We start from the raw sequence: 16,063 nt of genomic DNA, 5'->3' as shown, positions 1-16,063 counted from the left end.
GGCCTACGGAACGGCGCATTCCCCGGATGCAGAGATCCGCCGCAGCCGTGCTTCCAGCCCCGATTCCCGCCAGGTCCGGCGCTCGAGCGCGCGTTCGAAGGTTTCGGTCGCGCCCCAGATCCAGACGCTGCGACGGGCGCGGGTGAGCGCGGTGTAGAGCAGTTCGCGGGAGAGCACGCGGGCGTCGCTGTCGGGCAGGACCAGCAGCACGCGGTCGAACTCGGAGCCCTGCGCCTTGTGCACGGTGGTGGCGTAGGCCGAGGCGTGGACCGGCAGCTGCGCCGGGCGCCAGGCGCGCAGGCCCTGCGGGGTCTCGAACCAGGCGGCGAGGTCACCGTGGCGGTCGCGCCAGACCACGCCGAGGTCGCCGTTGTACAGGCCGTGGCGCTCGCTGTTGGCGGCGATCATCAGCAGGCGGCCGTGGAAATACGGCGTGCGCTCGCCCAGCTCGGCGGCGCACCAGGCGTTCCAGTGCTCGGCGCCGAACGGGCCGCGACGCAGCGCGGCGAGGATGCGGCAGCGCGCGGCCAGGGCCAGCGCCTGGCCGGGATCGTCGGCATCGCGCACGGCGGCGAACGCGGGCAGGGCCTCGCGGCGCAGGGCCTCGGCCAGGGCTGCACCATCGCCGTGGCGACGCGACAGCACGGCCTCGTCCCCGTGCGCGAACACGTCGAGCACCGCGTCGCGATCGCCGCGTTGCAGCGCACCGGCCAGCGCCTGCAGCGGCGCGGCACCGGCCTGTCGCCAGCCGTGCAGCAGGTGCACGCGCGCCCCGGCGAGCGGCCCGGTGTCGGCCTGCGCGGGCGACACGTCGGTGCCGAGCAGCGCGGTGGCGAAGGCGGCATCGTCCGCCGGCAGGGACAGGCCATCGCCGCTGGCCGCGCACAGGCCGCCGAGCACGTCGCCGGCTTCCACGGCAGGCAACTGGTCCGGGTCGCCGATCAGCACCAGGGTCGCGGACGCCGGCACGGCCTCGACCAGCTTGGCCATCAGCGGCAGGTCGACCATCGAGGCTTCGTCGACCACGACCAGGTCCTCGCGCAGCGGATGGCCGGCGTGGTGGCGGAAGGCGACGCGCCCGGGCTGCCAGCCGAGCAGGCGATGCAGGGTGCGGGCCTGGGTGGGCACCGCTGCGGCGGTGTCGGCGTCGATGCGGCCGGCAGCGAGATCGGCGCGCAGCACGGCGGCGATGGCCTCGCGCAGGCGCGCGGCCTCCTCGCCGGTGGGCGCGGCGAGAGCAATGCGCGGCGGCGGCGCGCCGCGCAGGCGCGCGGCTTCGATGACCGCGACGAGCAGGCGCGCCACGGTGGTGGTCTTGCCGGTGCCGGGACCACCGGTCACCAGCAGCAGGCGTCGGCGCAGGGCCATCGCAACCGCCAGCGCCTGGCGATCGAGCATCGGCGGTGCATGATCGCCGGCCGCGCGTCCGAACAGCCGTGAGAGCAGCGCACGCAGCGCCGGGGGATCGGCAGTCGCCTCCTGCCGCTGTGCAGCGCGCGCGGCGAGACGGTCGGCGAGCGCCTGCTCGTAGCGGGCGTAGCGACGCAGCGCGATGCGATCACGACTGAAGTCGAGCAGCGTGCCGGCATGCCCTGCGTCATCCGTCGAGACACAGGCGTCGGCCTGCAGCACAGCGCGCCATTCATCGAGATCCGGCAACTGCGCGCTGGTGCCGAGCGCATCGAGCAGGCGGTGCATGTCGCCCAGCGCGACGCTGCTGTGCCCGGCCGCGACCGCGCGCATCGCCAGCGCACCGGCCAGCGCCACCGCCGGCGAAGCGCGCAGGCGATCGCGCAACAGGGCGGCGAAATCGGCATCGACCTGGCGCAGCGCGCCGTCGGCCTGCAGCCGATGCAGGGCGCGCGCGGCATCGGCATGCACGCGTTCGGCATCACCATGCGCTTCGCGGATCCGATCGTTCATCCGCCGCCCTCGCCGTCGAAGAACGCATCGAGCGCGGCGAGCAGCGCCGGATCGACCGGATCGACATGCACGCCGCGGCGCGAGGTCCCGGCCGCATCCGCGTCGTGCGCAGCAAGCGTGTCGGCATCGATGCCCCGCATGAACAGATAGACCGCGCCGCCGAGATGGCGCGCATCGTCGTAGGCCGCGCCATGGCGCAGGCGCAGCCAGCGGCGCAGCGCGACCAGGTAGATGAGGTACTGCAGGTCGTAGTCCTGCGCCTGCACCGCGCGACGCAGGCTGTCGGGGTCGTAGGCCGGCAGCCGGTTGGTCTTGTAGTCGAGCACGTGGTGGCGACCGTGCGCATCGCGATACACCAGATCGACGTAGCCGTGCATCAGGCCATCGAGCGAGCCCGCGACAGGCCTGCGCGCGCGCGGGTAGCCATGCGCCTGCAGCAGCGCGTGCAGGGCGTCGATGCGCAGCGGCCGCAGACGGAAATGGAAGGGCAGCTCGCGGATGACCGAGGTCGACGGCCAGTCGCACAGGCGCACACCACCGGGCAGCGCGACGTTGAGCGCACGCGAGACCAGGCGCGCGGTCTGTGCGATGTGCGAGGGCGTGACCGCGAGTCCCTGCCGGCGCAGCGCGCGTTCGAGCAGGGCGCGCTGGATGTCGGGCACGAGGTCTTCATCGTCGCCGGGCGCGCGTCGCCACGCGGCGGCATCGGCCTCTTCCAGCACGCCATGCACGGCGTTGCCGAAGCCGGTGCCACCGAGCGTCGCATCGTCGGCCTCCAGCTCGACGACGGCCAGCGCTTCGTCGCCCGCGCCGCGCGCGCTTTCGCCATCCTCGCTGCGCGCATGCAGCGACGAGAAACTGTGCAGGCGCAGTCCGCCGACGAGCGTGCGCGACGGCATGCGCGTCGCCACGGACGCGACCTGCTCCTGCCGGCGCGACGGTCGCGGCAGCGGCGCGTCGGGATCGAAGGGCCGCACGACGATGCTGCCGCCGGAATCGGCCGCAAGCCGTTCGATGCGCGCCTGCATGCCGGCGTAGTCGAGGGTGTCGTCCTTGAGTCCCGTGCTTTCGCCGGAATGCAGGATCCAGTGCAGCGCGGTGCGCTTCACCTGATCGTTGCGGCTCCAGACGACGTGCAGGGCGTGCTTGGCCCGTGTCAGTGCGACGTAGAGCTGTCGCTGCTGCTCGGCCTGTTCCTCGCGCTGCACCTCCACCGCGATCGCATCGGCCTGCGCCGGTTCGAGCACGCCCTTGCGCAGCCAGGCGCGCGCGGGACGGCCCTGCGCATCCTGGAATTCGCGCGCCACCAGTCCGCGCGACGGCGGTTCGCTGCGCCAGGCCACGAACGGCAGCACCACGACCGGATACTCCAGGCCCTTACTCTTGTGGATGGTGACGATCTGCACCATGCCCGCGTCCGATTCCAGGCGCAGCTGCCGCGTTTCGTCATGGGTCGCATCCGCGCGCTGCCGCGCGAACCAGTGCAGGAGTTCGGCCGCACCGGGACGCAGCGCCGATTCGGCCTGCAGCAGCTCGGCGAGGTGCAGCGTGTCGGTGAGGCGCCGCTGGCCGTCGGCCTCCGCCAGCCAGCGCGGTGCGGCATCGACCACGAACGGCAGCAAGGCCGGCAGCGGCCCGCGCTGTCGCCAGGCATCGGCGGCATCGGCGAAGCGCGCCAGCCACGCCTGCTGCGCGCGATCGTCACCGTCGAGCGCCTGCAGCGCGGTCGCATCCAGTCCGAGCAGGCGCGTCGCCAGCGCAGCGCGGAAACGACCGCCATCGGCCGGTTCGAGCAGGCTGGCGAGCAGCGCATGCAGGTCTTCCGCGGCTTCGCCGGCGAACACGTTCGCGCCGGACAGCGTCGCGGCAGCGATGCCGGCGCGGGTCAGCGCGCGCTGCATCATCGCCGCCTGGTCGTTAGTCTGGGCCAGCACCGCGATGTCGGCGGGACGCAGCGGGCGCAGGCGTTCGCCGACGCGCAGCGTGCCGTGCGCGAGCAGTTCCGCGACCACGCGCGTCGCGGCATCGCGCATGACTTCGAATTCGTCGTCCTTGTTGCGCAGGCCCTTGCGCAGCGCCGAATTCGGCGGACCCTTGGGATCGTGCGGCGCCTTCGGCAGCCAGTGCAGGGTCATCCCGGGCACCGGGTGCTCGCCAGCGTTCGCATCGACGAGGCGCAGATCGTCGTCGCGCGCATCGGCGCCGGGCTCGACATGCTCGAAACGGATCGCATCGACATGGAAGGGCAGCGGATGCGTGGTGAACAGGGTCTCGATCGCGCGCAGCACCGCAGGGGTCGAGCGGTAGTTCGCACCGAGGGCGACCACCGCCGATGCGCCGCTGCGGGCGATCGCATAGTCCTTCGCCTTGAGATATGTGGCCAGATCGCCGCCACGGAAACGATAGATCGCCTGCTTGGGGTCGCCGATCAGGCACAGCCAGCCCGGCGCAGCGTTCGACGCGCTGTCGTCCACGCCGGCTTCGTGCATGCGCTTGAAGATGTCCCACTGGCGCGGATCGGTGTCCTGGAATTCGTCGATCAGCCGGTATGGCCAGCGCGCGGCGAGCGCGGCGGCGAATTCGGCATCGTCGCTGGCGCGCCAGACGCGTTCGATCAGGCGATCCTGGTCGGACAGGCCACGTCGCGCCATCAGCGCTTCGTAGCGCGCGGTGGCGGTGTCGCGCAGCGCGTGCAGCGCGGCGGCCATCTCCGACTCGTGGGGCTCGGGATGCATCGTGCGCAGCGGATCGCAGAGCTTCGGCAGGTCGCCGGCCAGCGCATCGGGCGAATCCCACAACGCCGAGAGCAGCGGATGCAGGTCGACATCGTCCGCACCGGCAACGCCGTTGCTCGCCGCACGCCAGACCTCGGCCGCGACCTCCGCCCAGAGTTCGCCCGGATCGTCGATCACCCGCTGCTCGGCGAGCAGGCCGGCGCGGAAACCGAATTCGCGCAGCGCACGATGGCAGAAGCCGTGGATGGTCGAGATCGTCGCTTCGTCGATCTGCAGCAACGCGGCTTCGACGCGTTCGCGCACGCGCGCTTCACCGTCGCGGGCGATCGCCGCCTGCAGCACCGCCATCGTCGGCACCGCTTCGCCCTGCGGCATGGCGTGTGGCGCGTCGAGCAGCCGACGCGCCAGGCGCAGGCGACGACGCACGCGCTGGCGCAGCTCCTGCGTGGCCGCGCGGGTGAAGGTCACCGCGAGGATCTGCGCCATCGTCGCGCCGCGCTCCAGCAGCAGGCGCAGCACCAGCGTGGTCAGGGTGAAGGTCTTGCCGGTGCCGGCGCTGGCTTCGATCAGGCGCACGCCGTCCAGCGGCAGGTGCAGGCCGACATCGCGCGGCGCCGTCGTCGGCGTGTCGTCGTGCGCGGCCGGTGCGCCGAACAGGGGCAACTGCGTGCTCATGCGCCGAGCCCCGTCGTGTCGAAGACGCGCACGGCGAGTTCTCGGAAGCGCACGCCGAAGCGGCCGTCGATGGCATCGAGCAGGCCGTCGGGGCGGAACGCCAGGCGCAGCCAGGCATCATCGCTTTCGCCGGCGAACTCGTGCGGCGCGAAGGCATCACAGGCTTTGCGCCAGGCCGCGAACGCGTCGCCCTTGGCGGCGAAGTGTTCGGCATAGGCATGCGCGGCCTTGGGCGCGAACGGCAGCGGCGCGGCCTGGCCCTCGCGCCACAGATCGAGCAGCACGCGCAGCCGCGCCTGCGCCTGTTCGCGACTCACGCCGGACCAGACGCGCCCGGCATCCTTGCCCTTGCCGTTCTCGAGTCCGAGCAGGCGCGTGCTCGCGGCCTCGCCCAGCGCGGAGGCGAGCAGCAGGTGGTCGATACCCGCTTGCAGCACCCGCTTGCCACCGAGGCTGCCCGCGCTCGCGATCACGCGTCGTCCGTCGTACACGTCGTCGAAGCGGAAGTCGATGCCGAGGCCGGCGTCGCCCTCGATCACGGTCGGCGAGGCGTCGCCGATGGCCGCGGCACGCGCCGCGCGCAGGCTTGCAGCATCGACGCCCGCATCTGCGGCGAGCTGCTCGCCGTCGCGCCCCGGCGGCAGCAGGCCTCGTGCGCGCAGGCGACGCGGCACGACGTCGCTGTCGGGATCCGCATCCATCGGCGCGTCCAGCAATGCGTCGAGCACCTGGTAGCGCAGCAGCCTGTCGTGGCCGAGCGGCTCGCGGTCCGGCGCATCGTCGGCCGTCTCGGGCAGGCGCAGGCCGAGCCGCCCGCGCAGCCAGGCTTTCGCGGGATTGGCGAAGAAGCGCTGCAGCGCCTCCCGGTCCGGCACCTCGTCGTCGAGCGCATCGGGCGTCGCGACCGACAGCGTGTCGGCGACGAAGGCCGGCACGGCGCGCAGGTCGCGCGCATCGACCGCATCGGCACGCCATTCGCCCCGATACGAGAACCGGCGTGGTTCGATGCCGCCCTCGTCGTCCGCACCGAAGGCACGCGGCGAGAACGGCTGCAGCGGATGGTCGACGCACAGCGCGTCGCGCACCGCTTCGCCATGCATCGCCTCCACCGCGTCGAGCAGTTCGGCGACCACCGGCGAGGGCTCGCGCATGCTGCCGTCGCGCGCATCGCGCCCGCCGTAGCTGAGATAGAACACATCGCCCGCCGCGCACAGCAGCTGCAGGAACAGGAAGCGGTCGTCCTCGCGCACCGAGCGATCGCCGAGCCGGCGCGGCGCACGGCCCTGGATCGCATCGACGAGGCGGTTGATGTCGTCGCCCGGCTCGCGGCGCGGATAGGCGTCGGCATCCAGCCCGAGCAGGCAGATCACCCGGAACGGCACGGTGCGCAGCGGCACCATGCCGGCGAATACCACGCCGCCCGACAGCCACGGCCGATGCGGCGATGCGCGCTCGAGCGTGTCGTGCAGCGCGCGCTGCACCAGCGCCGCCGGCAGCGGGCCGGCCTCGGCGGCTTCGGCCGCGAAATCGTCCAGCGTCTCCAGCAGCAGGCGGCGCGCCTGCGCTTCGGCGTCGTCCTGAGGCACCGGTGCGAGCAGGTCCTGCAGCAGCGTCGCGAGGGTCTCGCGCCACGCACCGGCGTCGCGCGGTTCGCGTGCCCAGGCCGCGAACGCGCGCAGCCGGCGATACAGCGCCAGCGCGCCGTCGAGCAGCTCGGCATCCGCACCTTCGAGTTCGGGATACGGTGCGATGAGCGCGGCATCGACTTCGACCTCGGCGGCGTCGCCGCTCGCATAACCACCTAGCAGGCGCTCGATGCCGAAATCGAAGCTGTATTCGCGCCAGCGGCCCGCACCGGCGCGTTCGCGCGCCTGTGCGTCCTCGCCCCAGCGGATGCCGGCGGCCTCGAACCAGTCGTCGATCTTCGCGCGCCGCGCGGCATCCAGCCCCAGTGCATGCGCGATGGCCGGCGTCGCCAGCAGGTCGCGGAACAGGCCGGCGGTCAGCGGCGCATCGGCCAGGCCGAGCAGCGTGGGCAGCAGCGGCACCAGCGGATGCGACTGCACCTGCGGGCGATCGGCGAGCGAGAACGGAATCCAGCGCGGGTCGTCGGGCGCGATGCCGCCGAACACCGCGCGCGCCAGCGGCAGGTACTCGGCGATGTCCGGCGCCAGCACCGCGATTTCCGAGGGCTGCAGCGGCGGATCGAAACGTGGGTCTTCGAGCAGACCGCGCAGCTGATCGTGCAGCACCTCGACTTCGCGCAGCTTCGAATGACACGCGTGCAGCTGCAGCGACACGTCGCCGGGATCGAACGCGCTCGGCACCGGCGCGGCGCGATCGAGCACGTCCTGCTGCAGGCGATGCAGCAGTGTGTCGCGTCCGGGCGCGACGAAGCATTCGAGTTCGCTGTGCGGCAGCAGCACGTCGTAGGCGAACAGCTGGGCGACGATCTCGCGACCGCCGGCGCCCCAGGCCATCAGCAGCGGGTTGTCGCGCTGCGCGTCGGCGAGCGCCGCCGGCAGCGACTGCGGACCGTCGCGACGCAGGCGTTCGCGCAGCGATTCCACGTCGCCCCAGTATTCGGCCGATGGCGTGGGCAGGTGGAAGTCCAGATCGATCCACTGCCCGACCACGGCCAGCAGGTGCAGCACGTCCGGTGAGACGTGGATGGTGCCGAACGCGACGAGGCGCGGCGGCAGGCCCGGCGGCGCGATGCCGGTGGCGGCCGGCGATTCGCGATCGTGGCGCGCCAGCCAGTCGGCGAGCAGCGCGGCGCGGTGCGCGCCGGGCTGGCGGTGCCGCATCTGTCGCCAGAGCTGCGCCTGCCAGTCGTCGCGCGACTCCGGATGCCCAGCCTCCCAGTCGCGCAGCCAGTCCGGGCGATAGGCCTGGTACTTGTCGAACGCGCCTGCCAGGGATTCGGCCAGGCCGAGGCGGGCCAGTGCGACTTCGCGGGGATCGCCGCTGCCACCGGCGCGCTGCAGGTGGCGGCGCACCGGCGGCGGCAGGCTGCCGGGCTGCGCGCCGAGCAGGGCGTACAGCCGCCAGCGCAGGTGGTCGCGATCCCACGGCGACTGGTCGGGCAGGTCGGCGCGATCCGCGCGCAGCAATCGCCAGACGAATTCCGAGGGCGTGCACAGATCGAGGTTCGCGGCCACGCCATGGCGCTCGGCGAGGGTCTGCAGCAGCCAGTGCCGCAGCGTCGGCTGCGGAATGAGGATCACGTCCGGCGCCAGCGAGTCCACGTCCAGCGGTGTCGCCAGGCGCTCGCCGAGCAGCCCCGCCAACCGGTCGAGCCGGTTGCCGGAGATCAGGCGGAAGCGGGTGGAGGCGGTCGGCATCGAGGACACATGATGCCGGAGCGCGCGCCGGACCGCTTCGCGCCCGCGAACTGCGCACAAAAAAAGCGCCGCTGCGGTGAGGCAGCGGCGCTCGGTGGATCAGACGCGTGGATCCGGCGATGGCGGCGTGGATCAGAACTTCTTGTCCACGTTCAGCTGCACGCCGTGGTCGCGGTCTTCGCCGTTGCCGATCAGGCCGCGGTAATCGAGCTTGAACGACCAGTCGTTGTTCAGATCGAACAGGAAGCCCAGGCCGAACATCCAGCGGCTCCGATCGAAGTCCGAGAACGTCGCGCGGTAGAACGGGCCGCTCGGCAGGTCCGCGTAGCGCATCGACTGCGCGCCGCTGCCCTTGAAGTCGTGCTGGTATTCCATCCGGAACTGCGGCGAGAAGATGCCCCACGTGGTCTCGCGACGGTAGTCGATGCGCACGCCGGCGTTGCCGGTGGTGGTGTCGACCTCCATCTCGTTGTAGGCCAGCGCGAAGATCGCGTCGCCGTTCTCGGTGTAGCCGTCCAGCGTGGCGCGGGCCACGTCGACACGGGCGTACGGCGTGAACTGCCAGGCATTGCCGACCGCGATGTCCGCACCGGCCGACAGCGAACCGAACCACTGCGAACCGCCACGGTTGCCGTTCACGAAGTTGCCGTTGCTGGTCACGAAGCGGCGCAGGTCGTAGTCGAGCTTCTGGTAGCCCCACAGGCCGTCGAGGAAGAACACATCGCCCGGGCTGTAGCTGCCGTACAGGGCGAACGTGTACGCACGACCCTCGCTGCGGCTGCCGTTCTCGCCGATGTCGCTGCTGTCGGTGCCGTAGCCCACGCCGCCGCCGAGCACGAAGGACTCGTTGACGCGGTAATCCAGGCCGAAGCTCACGCCATCGGTCTCGAAGTCGACGTTCGCGGTGTCGTTGCGGCCATCGCGGTTGCCCGAGCGGATCATGCCCGAGGCCCAGATGCCGAAGGCCTTGTTGACGTCGCCGCTGCTGCCGCCCTGGCCGGTACCGCCGCCAGCGCCATTGCCCGCACCGTTGCCGAGGCCCGCACCGATGCTGTTGCCGGTGGTCGGACGATCGCAGCGGCGACCCGGGATGCTGCCCACCATTTCAGGGCAGTACTGGTCGTAGGACACGCTCAGGCCGTTGTCGAAACCACCGCCCGAACCCGACCCGTGCAACCGCTCCAGACGCTGCTGGAAGTTGTTGATCTGGGTGGTGGCGAAGCGACGGGTCGCATCGGCCTGCGACTCGATCAGGCCGCGCACTTCCGGATCGCGCGACGGATCGGGGCGCTGCACGATGTTGATCGTGTAGGCACGCGTGCCGGTGAAGCCGAGGGCATCGGTGGCGCGGATGGTGAAGTTGAACGCACCCGAGACCGTCGGCGAACCGCTGAGGTTGCCGTTGGCGTTGAGCGTCACACCCGCCGGGAGCGCGCCGGCCGACACCGCGAAGGTGTACGGCGCGGTACCACCCACCGCGTTGATCACGTGGGTGTAGGGCACCGAGAAGATGCCGTTCGGCAGCACCGGCGGATTGACGGTGATCGTCGGGGTCGAGATCGCCAGGGTGTAGGCGTTCGTCACCGTCGCCGCCGTGCCGGTGGTGCTGTCGGTCGCGCTGATGCTGAAGCTGAAGCTGCCCGCGACGGTCGGCGTGCCGGTCAGCGCGCCGGTGGTCGGGTTGAAGCTCAGGCCTGCCGGCAGCGCACCCGACGCCAGGGCGTAGGTGTACGGCGCCACGCCATTGCTGGCGGTGAAGGTCTGGCTGTACGGCGTGCCGCCCGTGCCCGCCGGCAGCGCACCGGCCGCCGGGGTCAGGGTCAGCGTCGGCACGGCGATGACCAGCGTGTAGTTGTTGGTCACCGTTGCGGCCGTGCCACCGGTGCTGTCGGTGACGGTCACGCTGATGTTGAACGTGCCCGACTGCGTCGGCGTACCGCTGAAGGTGCGCGTGGCGGCGTTGAAGGTGATGCCGGCCGGCAGCGCGCCGGTCTGGGTCACGATGTACGGCGCGATGCCACCCGCGATGGTCAGCGTCTGGCTGTAGGCCACGCCCGACGTGCCGCCCGGCAGGGTCGCCGGCGTCAGCGTGACCGTCGGCACGGCCACCACCACGGTGTAGGCGCGGCTGCCGGTCTGGCCGAAGCCGTCGGTCGCGGTCACGGTGAAGTTGAACGTGCCCGAGGTGGTGGTGGTGCCGGACAGCACACCGCTGCCGCTCAGGGTGAGACCGTTCGGCAGACTGCCCGCGGTCACCGCGAAGGCGTACGGCGCAGCGCCACCGGTGGCGGTCAGCGTCTGGCTGTAGGCATCGCCGGCCGTGGTGTTCTGCAGCGTCGCCGGATCCACGGTGATCGTCGGTGCCGGCACGTCGATCGTGTAGTTCTGCGCGATCGAGAACGGCGCGCCCACGCCGGTCAGCACGGTGTCGGTGGCGGTGATCGTGATCGGGTAGCTGCCCGGCACGGTCGGCGTACCCGAAATCGTGTTGCCGCTGAAGCTCAGGCCCGTCGGCAGCGTGCCGGTGAGGACGTAGCTGAAGCTGTTCGAGCCGCCTGCGGCCGGGAAGGCCTGCGAGAAGGCCGTCGCGTACGGCGCGTTCAGCGTGCCCGCGGCCGGGGTCATCGTCAGCGTCGGCGCCGCGATGGTCACCGTGTAGGCCTGGCTGCCGGTCTGGCCGAAGTTGTCGGTCGCAGTCACGGTGAAGCTGTAGGTGCCCACCTGGTTCGAGGTGCCCGTGAGCGCACCGCCGCTGGCCAGGGTGATGCCCGGCGGCAGACTGCCCGCCGTCACCGCGAAGCCGTACGGTGCTGCGCCACCGGTGGCGGTGATGGTCTGGCTGTAGGCGACCGCAGCCGTCGGATCCGGCAGGGTCGCCGGGCTCACGACGATGGCCGGGGCCGGCACGTCGATCGTGTAGTTCTGCGAGACCGTGAACGGCGCGCCCACGCCGGTCAGCACGGTGTCGGTGGCCGTGATCGCGATCGGGTAGCTGCCCGGCACGGTCGGCGTACCGCTGATCGTGTCGCCGCTGAAGCTCAGGCCCGCAGGCAGCACGCCGGTGAGGACGTAGCTGAAGGTGTTCGAGCCGCCCGATGCGGTGAAGGTCTGCGAATAGGCCACTGCGTACGGCGCGTTCAGCGTGCCCGCGGCCGGGGTCATCGTCAGCGTCGGCGCCGCGATGGTCACCGTGTACGCACGGCTGCCGGTCTGGCCGAAGTTGTCGGTCGCGGTGATCGTGAAGTTGTAGGTCCCGACCTGGTTCGAGGTGCCCGTGAGCGCACCGCTGCTGGCCAGGGTGATGCCGGGCGGCAGGCTGCCTGCCGTCACCGCGAAGGTGTACGGGGCCGCGCCGCCGGTGGCGGTGATGACCTGGCTGTAGGCAACCGCAGCCGTCGGATCCGGCAGCGAGGCCGGGTTCACCGCGATCGCCGGGGTCGGCACGCTGATGGTGTAGTTCTGCGCGATCGTGAACGGCGCGCCGGTGCCGGTGGTGCCGTCATCGGTCGCGGTGATCGTGATCGGATAGTTGCCCGGGACCGTCGGCGAACCGCTGATGCTGCCGCTGCCCGCATTGAAGCTCAGGCCAGCCGGCAGCGTGCCGGTCAGGGCGTAGCTGTACGGACCGGTGCCGCCGCTGGCGGTGAAGGTCTGCGAGAACGCGGTGGCATAGGGCGCGTTGAGCGTGCCCGGAGCCGGCGTCATCGCCAGGGTCGGGCCAGCGACGGTCAGCGTGAACGCCTGGCCGACGTTGTACGGCGCGCTGGGACCCGTGCTGCTGTCGGTGGCCGAAACATTCAGATTGAACGTGCCGGCTTCGGTCGGCGTGCCCGAGATCGTCACCGTGTTGGCGGTGGTGCCGGTGACGGCGAGACCTGCCGGCAGGTTGGTGACCTGATAGGTCGACCACGGCTGCGCGCCGCCATTGAAGGTGAAGGTCTGCGTGTACGGCGCCGCGACCGTGGCGGCGAAGCCACCGCTCGGGGTGATCGTGATCACCGGATCCTGCACGGTGATCGTGACAGTGGCGGGCGCCGAGGTGCCGCCGGAGTTCGTCGCGGTGTAGGTGAAGCTGTCCGGGCCGGCGTAGCCGACGTTCGGCTGGTAGGTGATCGTCGTGCCGCTGACGATCGCCGTGCCGTTGGTAGGCGCGGTGACGATCGCGAGCGAGGTCGCCGCACCGCCGCCCAGGGTCAGCGGCACGTTGGTGGCCGGGGCGTTGTAGGCCACGGTCAGCGACGAGTTCGTGGCCGTCGGCGGCACATCGATCACGGTGATCGCATACGACTGCGTGGCCGTGTACGGACCGGTACCGGTGCTGCTGTCGGTCGCGGTGACGCTGAAGTTGAAGGTGCCCAGCGCGCTCGGCGTGCCGGTGATGGCGCCGGTCGACGGGTTGAGCGTCAGGCCGCCCGGCAGTGCGCCGGCGGTGACGGCGTACGCGTACGGCGCGGTGCCGCCCGAGGCTGCGGTGATCGAAGCCGTGTACGGCGCGCCCAGCGTGCCGCCCGCCAGCGTCGTCGCCGGCAGCGTGATCGTCGGCGCCGCGATGGTGACCGTGTAGGCCTGGCTGCCGGTGAACGGACCCGGGAAGGGGCTGCTGTCGGTGGCGGTGATCGTGAAGTTGAACGTACCGCCCGCCGTCGGGGTGCCGCTCAGGGCACCCGCCGGCGACAGGGTGACACCGGCCGGCAGCGCACCTGCCGTGACCGCGAAGCCGTACGGGCCGACGCCGCCGCTGGCGGTGACGGTCTGGCTGTAAGCCGCCGCCACGGCGCCGTTCGGCAGAGTCGCCGGGTTCACCGTCACCGGCACGTCGTCGTTGGTGATGGTGCCGACGCCCTGGTTGTCGCTGATCGTCGCGTTGGTCGCGCCGCTCAGGTTGACGAAGAAGGTCTCGTTCGCCTCGGGCACGGTTTCGCCGATCACCGGCACGGTGATGGTGCGGGCGGTCTGGCCCGGGGTGAAGGTCAGCGTGCCCGACGTATTGGTGTAGTCGGCCGGCTGGGTCGCGGTGCCGTCGGCCGTGGCGTAGTTCACCTGCACGGACAGACCGCTGGCCGCGTTCAGGGTCACGGTGAACACCGCGTTGACGGTGCCGGCATTGCCTTCGACCACGGTCACGTCGTCGATCGACAGGGCCGGATCCGGATCGTCGTTGTTGATCGTGCCGATGCCCTGGCCATCGACCACGACCGCGTTGATCACGCCGGTGACGTTGACGAAGAAGGTTTCGTTGTTTTCGTCCAGCAGATCGCCGTTGACCAGCACAGTGAAGGTGTAGGTGCTGCTGCCGGCCGGGATGGTCTGGCCGGTCAGCGACTGGGCGACGTAATCCACGCCCGCCGTGGCGCTGGCGTTCGCCGTGGCGATGTTGAAGGTGACGCCGCCCGGGCCGGCCGGCGCGCTCAGGCTGACCGTGAAGGTGGCATTGGTGATGCCGGCGTTGCCTTCGCTGACCGTGACGTCGTTGATCACCAGGTTCGGCAGGTCGTCGTTGAGAATCGTGCCGGTGGCGCTGTTCGGCACGCCGACGGTGTAGCCGGTGCCGGCCGCCAGGGTCAGCGTGACGGTCTCGTCGGCTTCGATATTGGTGTCGGCGGTCGGATTGACCGTGACCGTGCCGGTGGTGTTGCCGGCCGGAATGACCAGCGGCGAGGCGATGGTCGCGTAATCGGTGCCGTTGGCCGCCGTGCCGCCGATCGTGTAGTTGATCGATGTCGTCGAGAACGCGGCCTGGTTCAGCGTGAAGGTATAGATGAGGTTCGGCGCGCCGTCTTCGGCGACCGCCGCCGGGGAGACGGAGACCGTCACGGTCGGCACGTCGTCGTTGAGGATGGTGCCCGTGGCGCTGGCCGGCGCACCGACGGTGTAGCCGGTGCCGGCGGCAACGGTCAGGGTGACGGTTTCATCCGGCTCGACGGTGCCGTCGACGTTCGGATTGATGGTGATCGTCGCGGTGGTCGCGCCGGCCGGGATGACCACGGTGGCGACGCCGCCGGTGTAGTCGGTGCCCACTGTCGCGGTGCCGGTCGTGGTGATGTTGACCGTCGTCGGCGAACTCAGGAGGAGGCTGCGGGTGACCGTATAGGTCAGGTTGGTCGCGCCGTCTTCACTGACCGAAGCCGGCGACACCGCGATGCTGACGCTGGGCGGCGGGCTGACGGTGAGATTGAACTGCGGGATCGGCGTGTTCTCGAAATAGGTGCCAGGCCCCGTACTCGAATCGCTCACGCGAAGATTGATCGGATATACACCAGGTGCTGCGTTCGTCGTTCCGCTGATCACACCGCCGGACAGGCTGATGCCGGCAGGCACGTTGCTGCCGGGCTCAGGGGTATTGGAAATCGTATACGGCGGCACGCCGCCGGAGACTGTCAGGGTCTGCGAGAACGGCGCGCCCTGGATCGCAGTTCCAGCGGCCGGAGTCACGACAAGCTCGGGGTTCTGGACTGTACCGGTGTAGCCCTTGTCGACGAACTGCGCAGTCGGCGTCGTGGCATCCGTTGCACGGACACTGAAGCTGTAGGCACCGCGCTGGGTCGGCGTACCGCTCAGCACGCCTGCGCTGGTCAGCGTCAGACCGGGAGGGAGGACACCGCTCTGCAACGCATACGTGTAGGGGGCAAGTCCGCCGGAAGCGGTCAGATTCACCGTGACCGGCTGACCGGCGGTGAGCGTCGGCAACGAGGCTGGCAATACCGTGATCGGCGAGGCCGACGGGTTGATGGTGATCGTGATGCGGACATCGCCGCCACTGACATCATCGGTGATTTCGAAAACATCGGTCGACCCGATGCCGGTGGTGCCATTGTGGCTGTAGTCGAGGAACCATTGACTACCCGACAGCCGGGTGGTGGCAGTGCCGTGATCCTCGAAGTCCAATGCCCCGAAACTGCCGCCGTCGATATCCCCGGTCCCACCGTTTCCCGGGATTTGCTGACAGTCCGAGATATCGATCGTGACGGTGCCGCCACTGGTGACCGTGGCGGTCTGTGCCGGACACTCCGAGGATGTGTGCTGGGCGCTTGCCAGCGCAGGCCAGAGCAAGGCCAGAAGGAGGAGCAGGTAGCCCAGCGCACCGTTGAAACGGCGACCCGAGCGACGGTTCGAAGAAGACGTGTACATGTTCCAGCTCCCCTGAAGAGCGCCCGTCCGACACGGGCTGCCGGCCGGCCATGATGGCCGCCCTGCGAAAACGCGATCCGGGGATTCGAACAGACACGCTAGCCGCTCCCCCGGCATGGTCCATGTCATTGGAACAGGGTTCCGGGTCGAGCGGAAGCCCCCGCCGAGAACTGATACCAAGATACGGTGCCGCCGGGCCTTGTCGCCCCGGCCAATGCGGTTCAGAGTACGTCGGCGCGGCGCACGACGCGTTCGCGC

The 16,063-nt window shown here is 70.7% G+C and carries 3 protein-coding genes and 1 pseudogene; all 4 read right to left on the bottom strand.

Annotation, left to right across the window (positions count from 1 at the left end; translation table 11 throughout):
- Positions 1 to 3 precede the first annotated feature (3 nt).
- Positions 4 to 1,923, bottom strand: coding sequence for an exodeoxyribonuclease V subunit alpha (gene recD / locus ACFQ0E_RS05010; RefSeq protein WP_386822582.1), 1,920 nt, complete (start codon positions 1,921 to 1,923; stop codon positions 4 to 6).
- Positions 1,920 to 5,333, bottom strand: a complete 3,414-nt coding sequence (locus ACFQ0E_RS05005) for a UvrD-helicase domain-containing protein (RefSeq protein WP_386822581.1) — start codon at positions 5,331 to 5,333, stop codon at positions 1,920 to 1,922. The genes recD and ACFQ0E_RS05005 overlap by 4 nt, the downstream gene beginning before the upstream one ends.
- Positions 5,330 to 8,677, bottom strand: a complete 3,348-nt coding sequence (gene recC, locus ACFQ0E_RS05000) for an exodeoxyribonuclease V subunit gamma (protein ID WP_386822580.1) — start codon at positions 8,675 to 8,677, stop codon at positions 5,330 to 5,332. The genes ACFQ0E_RS05005 and recC overlap by 4 nt, the downstream gene beginning before the upstream one ends.
- Positions 8,678 to 8,824: 147 nt before the next feature.
- Positions 8,825 to 15,805: pseudogene (locus ACFQ0E_RS04995) on the bottom strand (putative Ig domain-containing protein); the annotation flags it as partial.
- Positions 15,806 to 16,063: the final 258 nt, after the last annotated feature.

Source organism: Lysobacter brunescens (genome assembly GCF_042677005.1).
GTDB classification, from domain to species: domain Bacteria; phylum Pseudomonadota; class Gammaproteobacteria; order Xanthomonadales; family Xanthomonadaceae; genus Lysobacter_I; species Lysobacter_I brunescens.
Note: the sequence above shows the minus strand (reverse complement) of the source record. Positions and strands in the feature narration are given on the sequence as shown.

Coding starts and splice junctions, on each gene's coding strand:
- recD (WP_386822582.1), bottom strand. CDS start 1,923: ATGAACGATCGGATCCGCGAAGCGCATGGTGATGCCGAACGCGTGCAT.
- ACFQ0E_RS05005 (WP_386822581.1), bottom strand. CDS start 5,333: ATGAGCACGCAGTTGCCCCTGTTCGGCGCACCGGCCGCGCACGACGAC.
- recC (WP_386822580.1), bottom strand. CDS start 8,677: ATGCCGACCGCCTCCACCCGCTTCCGCCTGATCTCCGGCAACCGGCTC.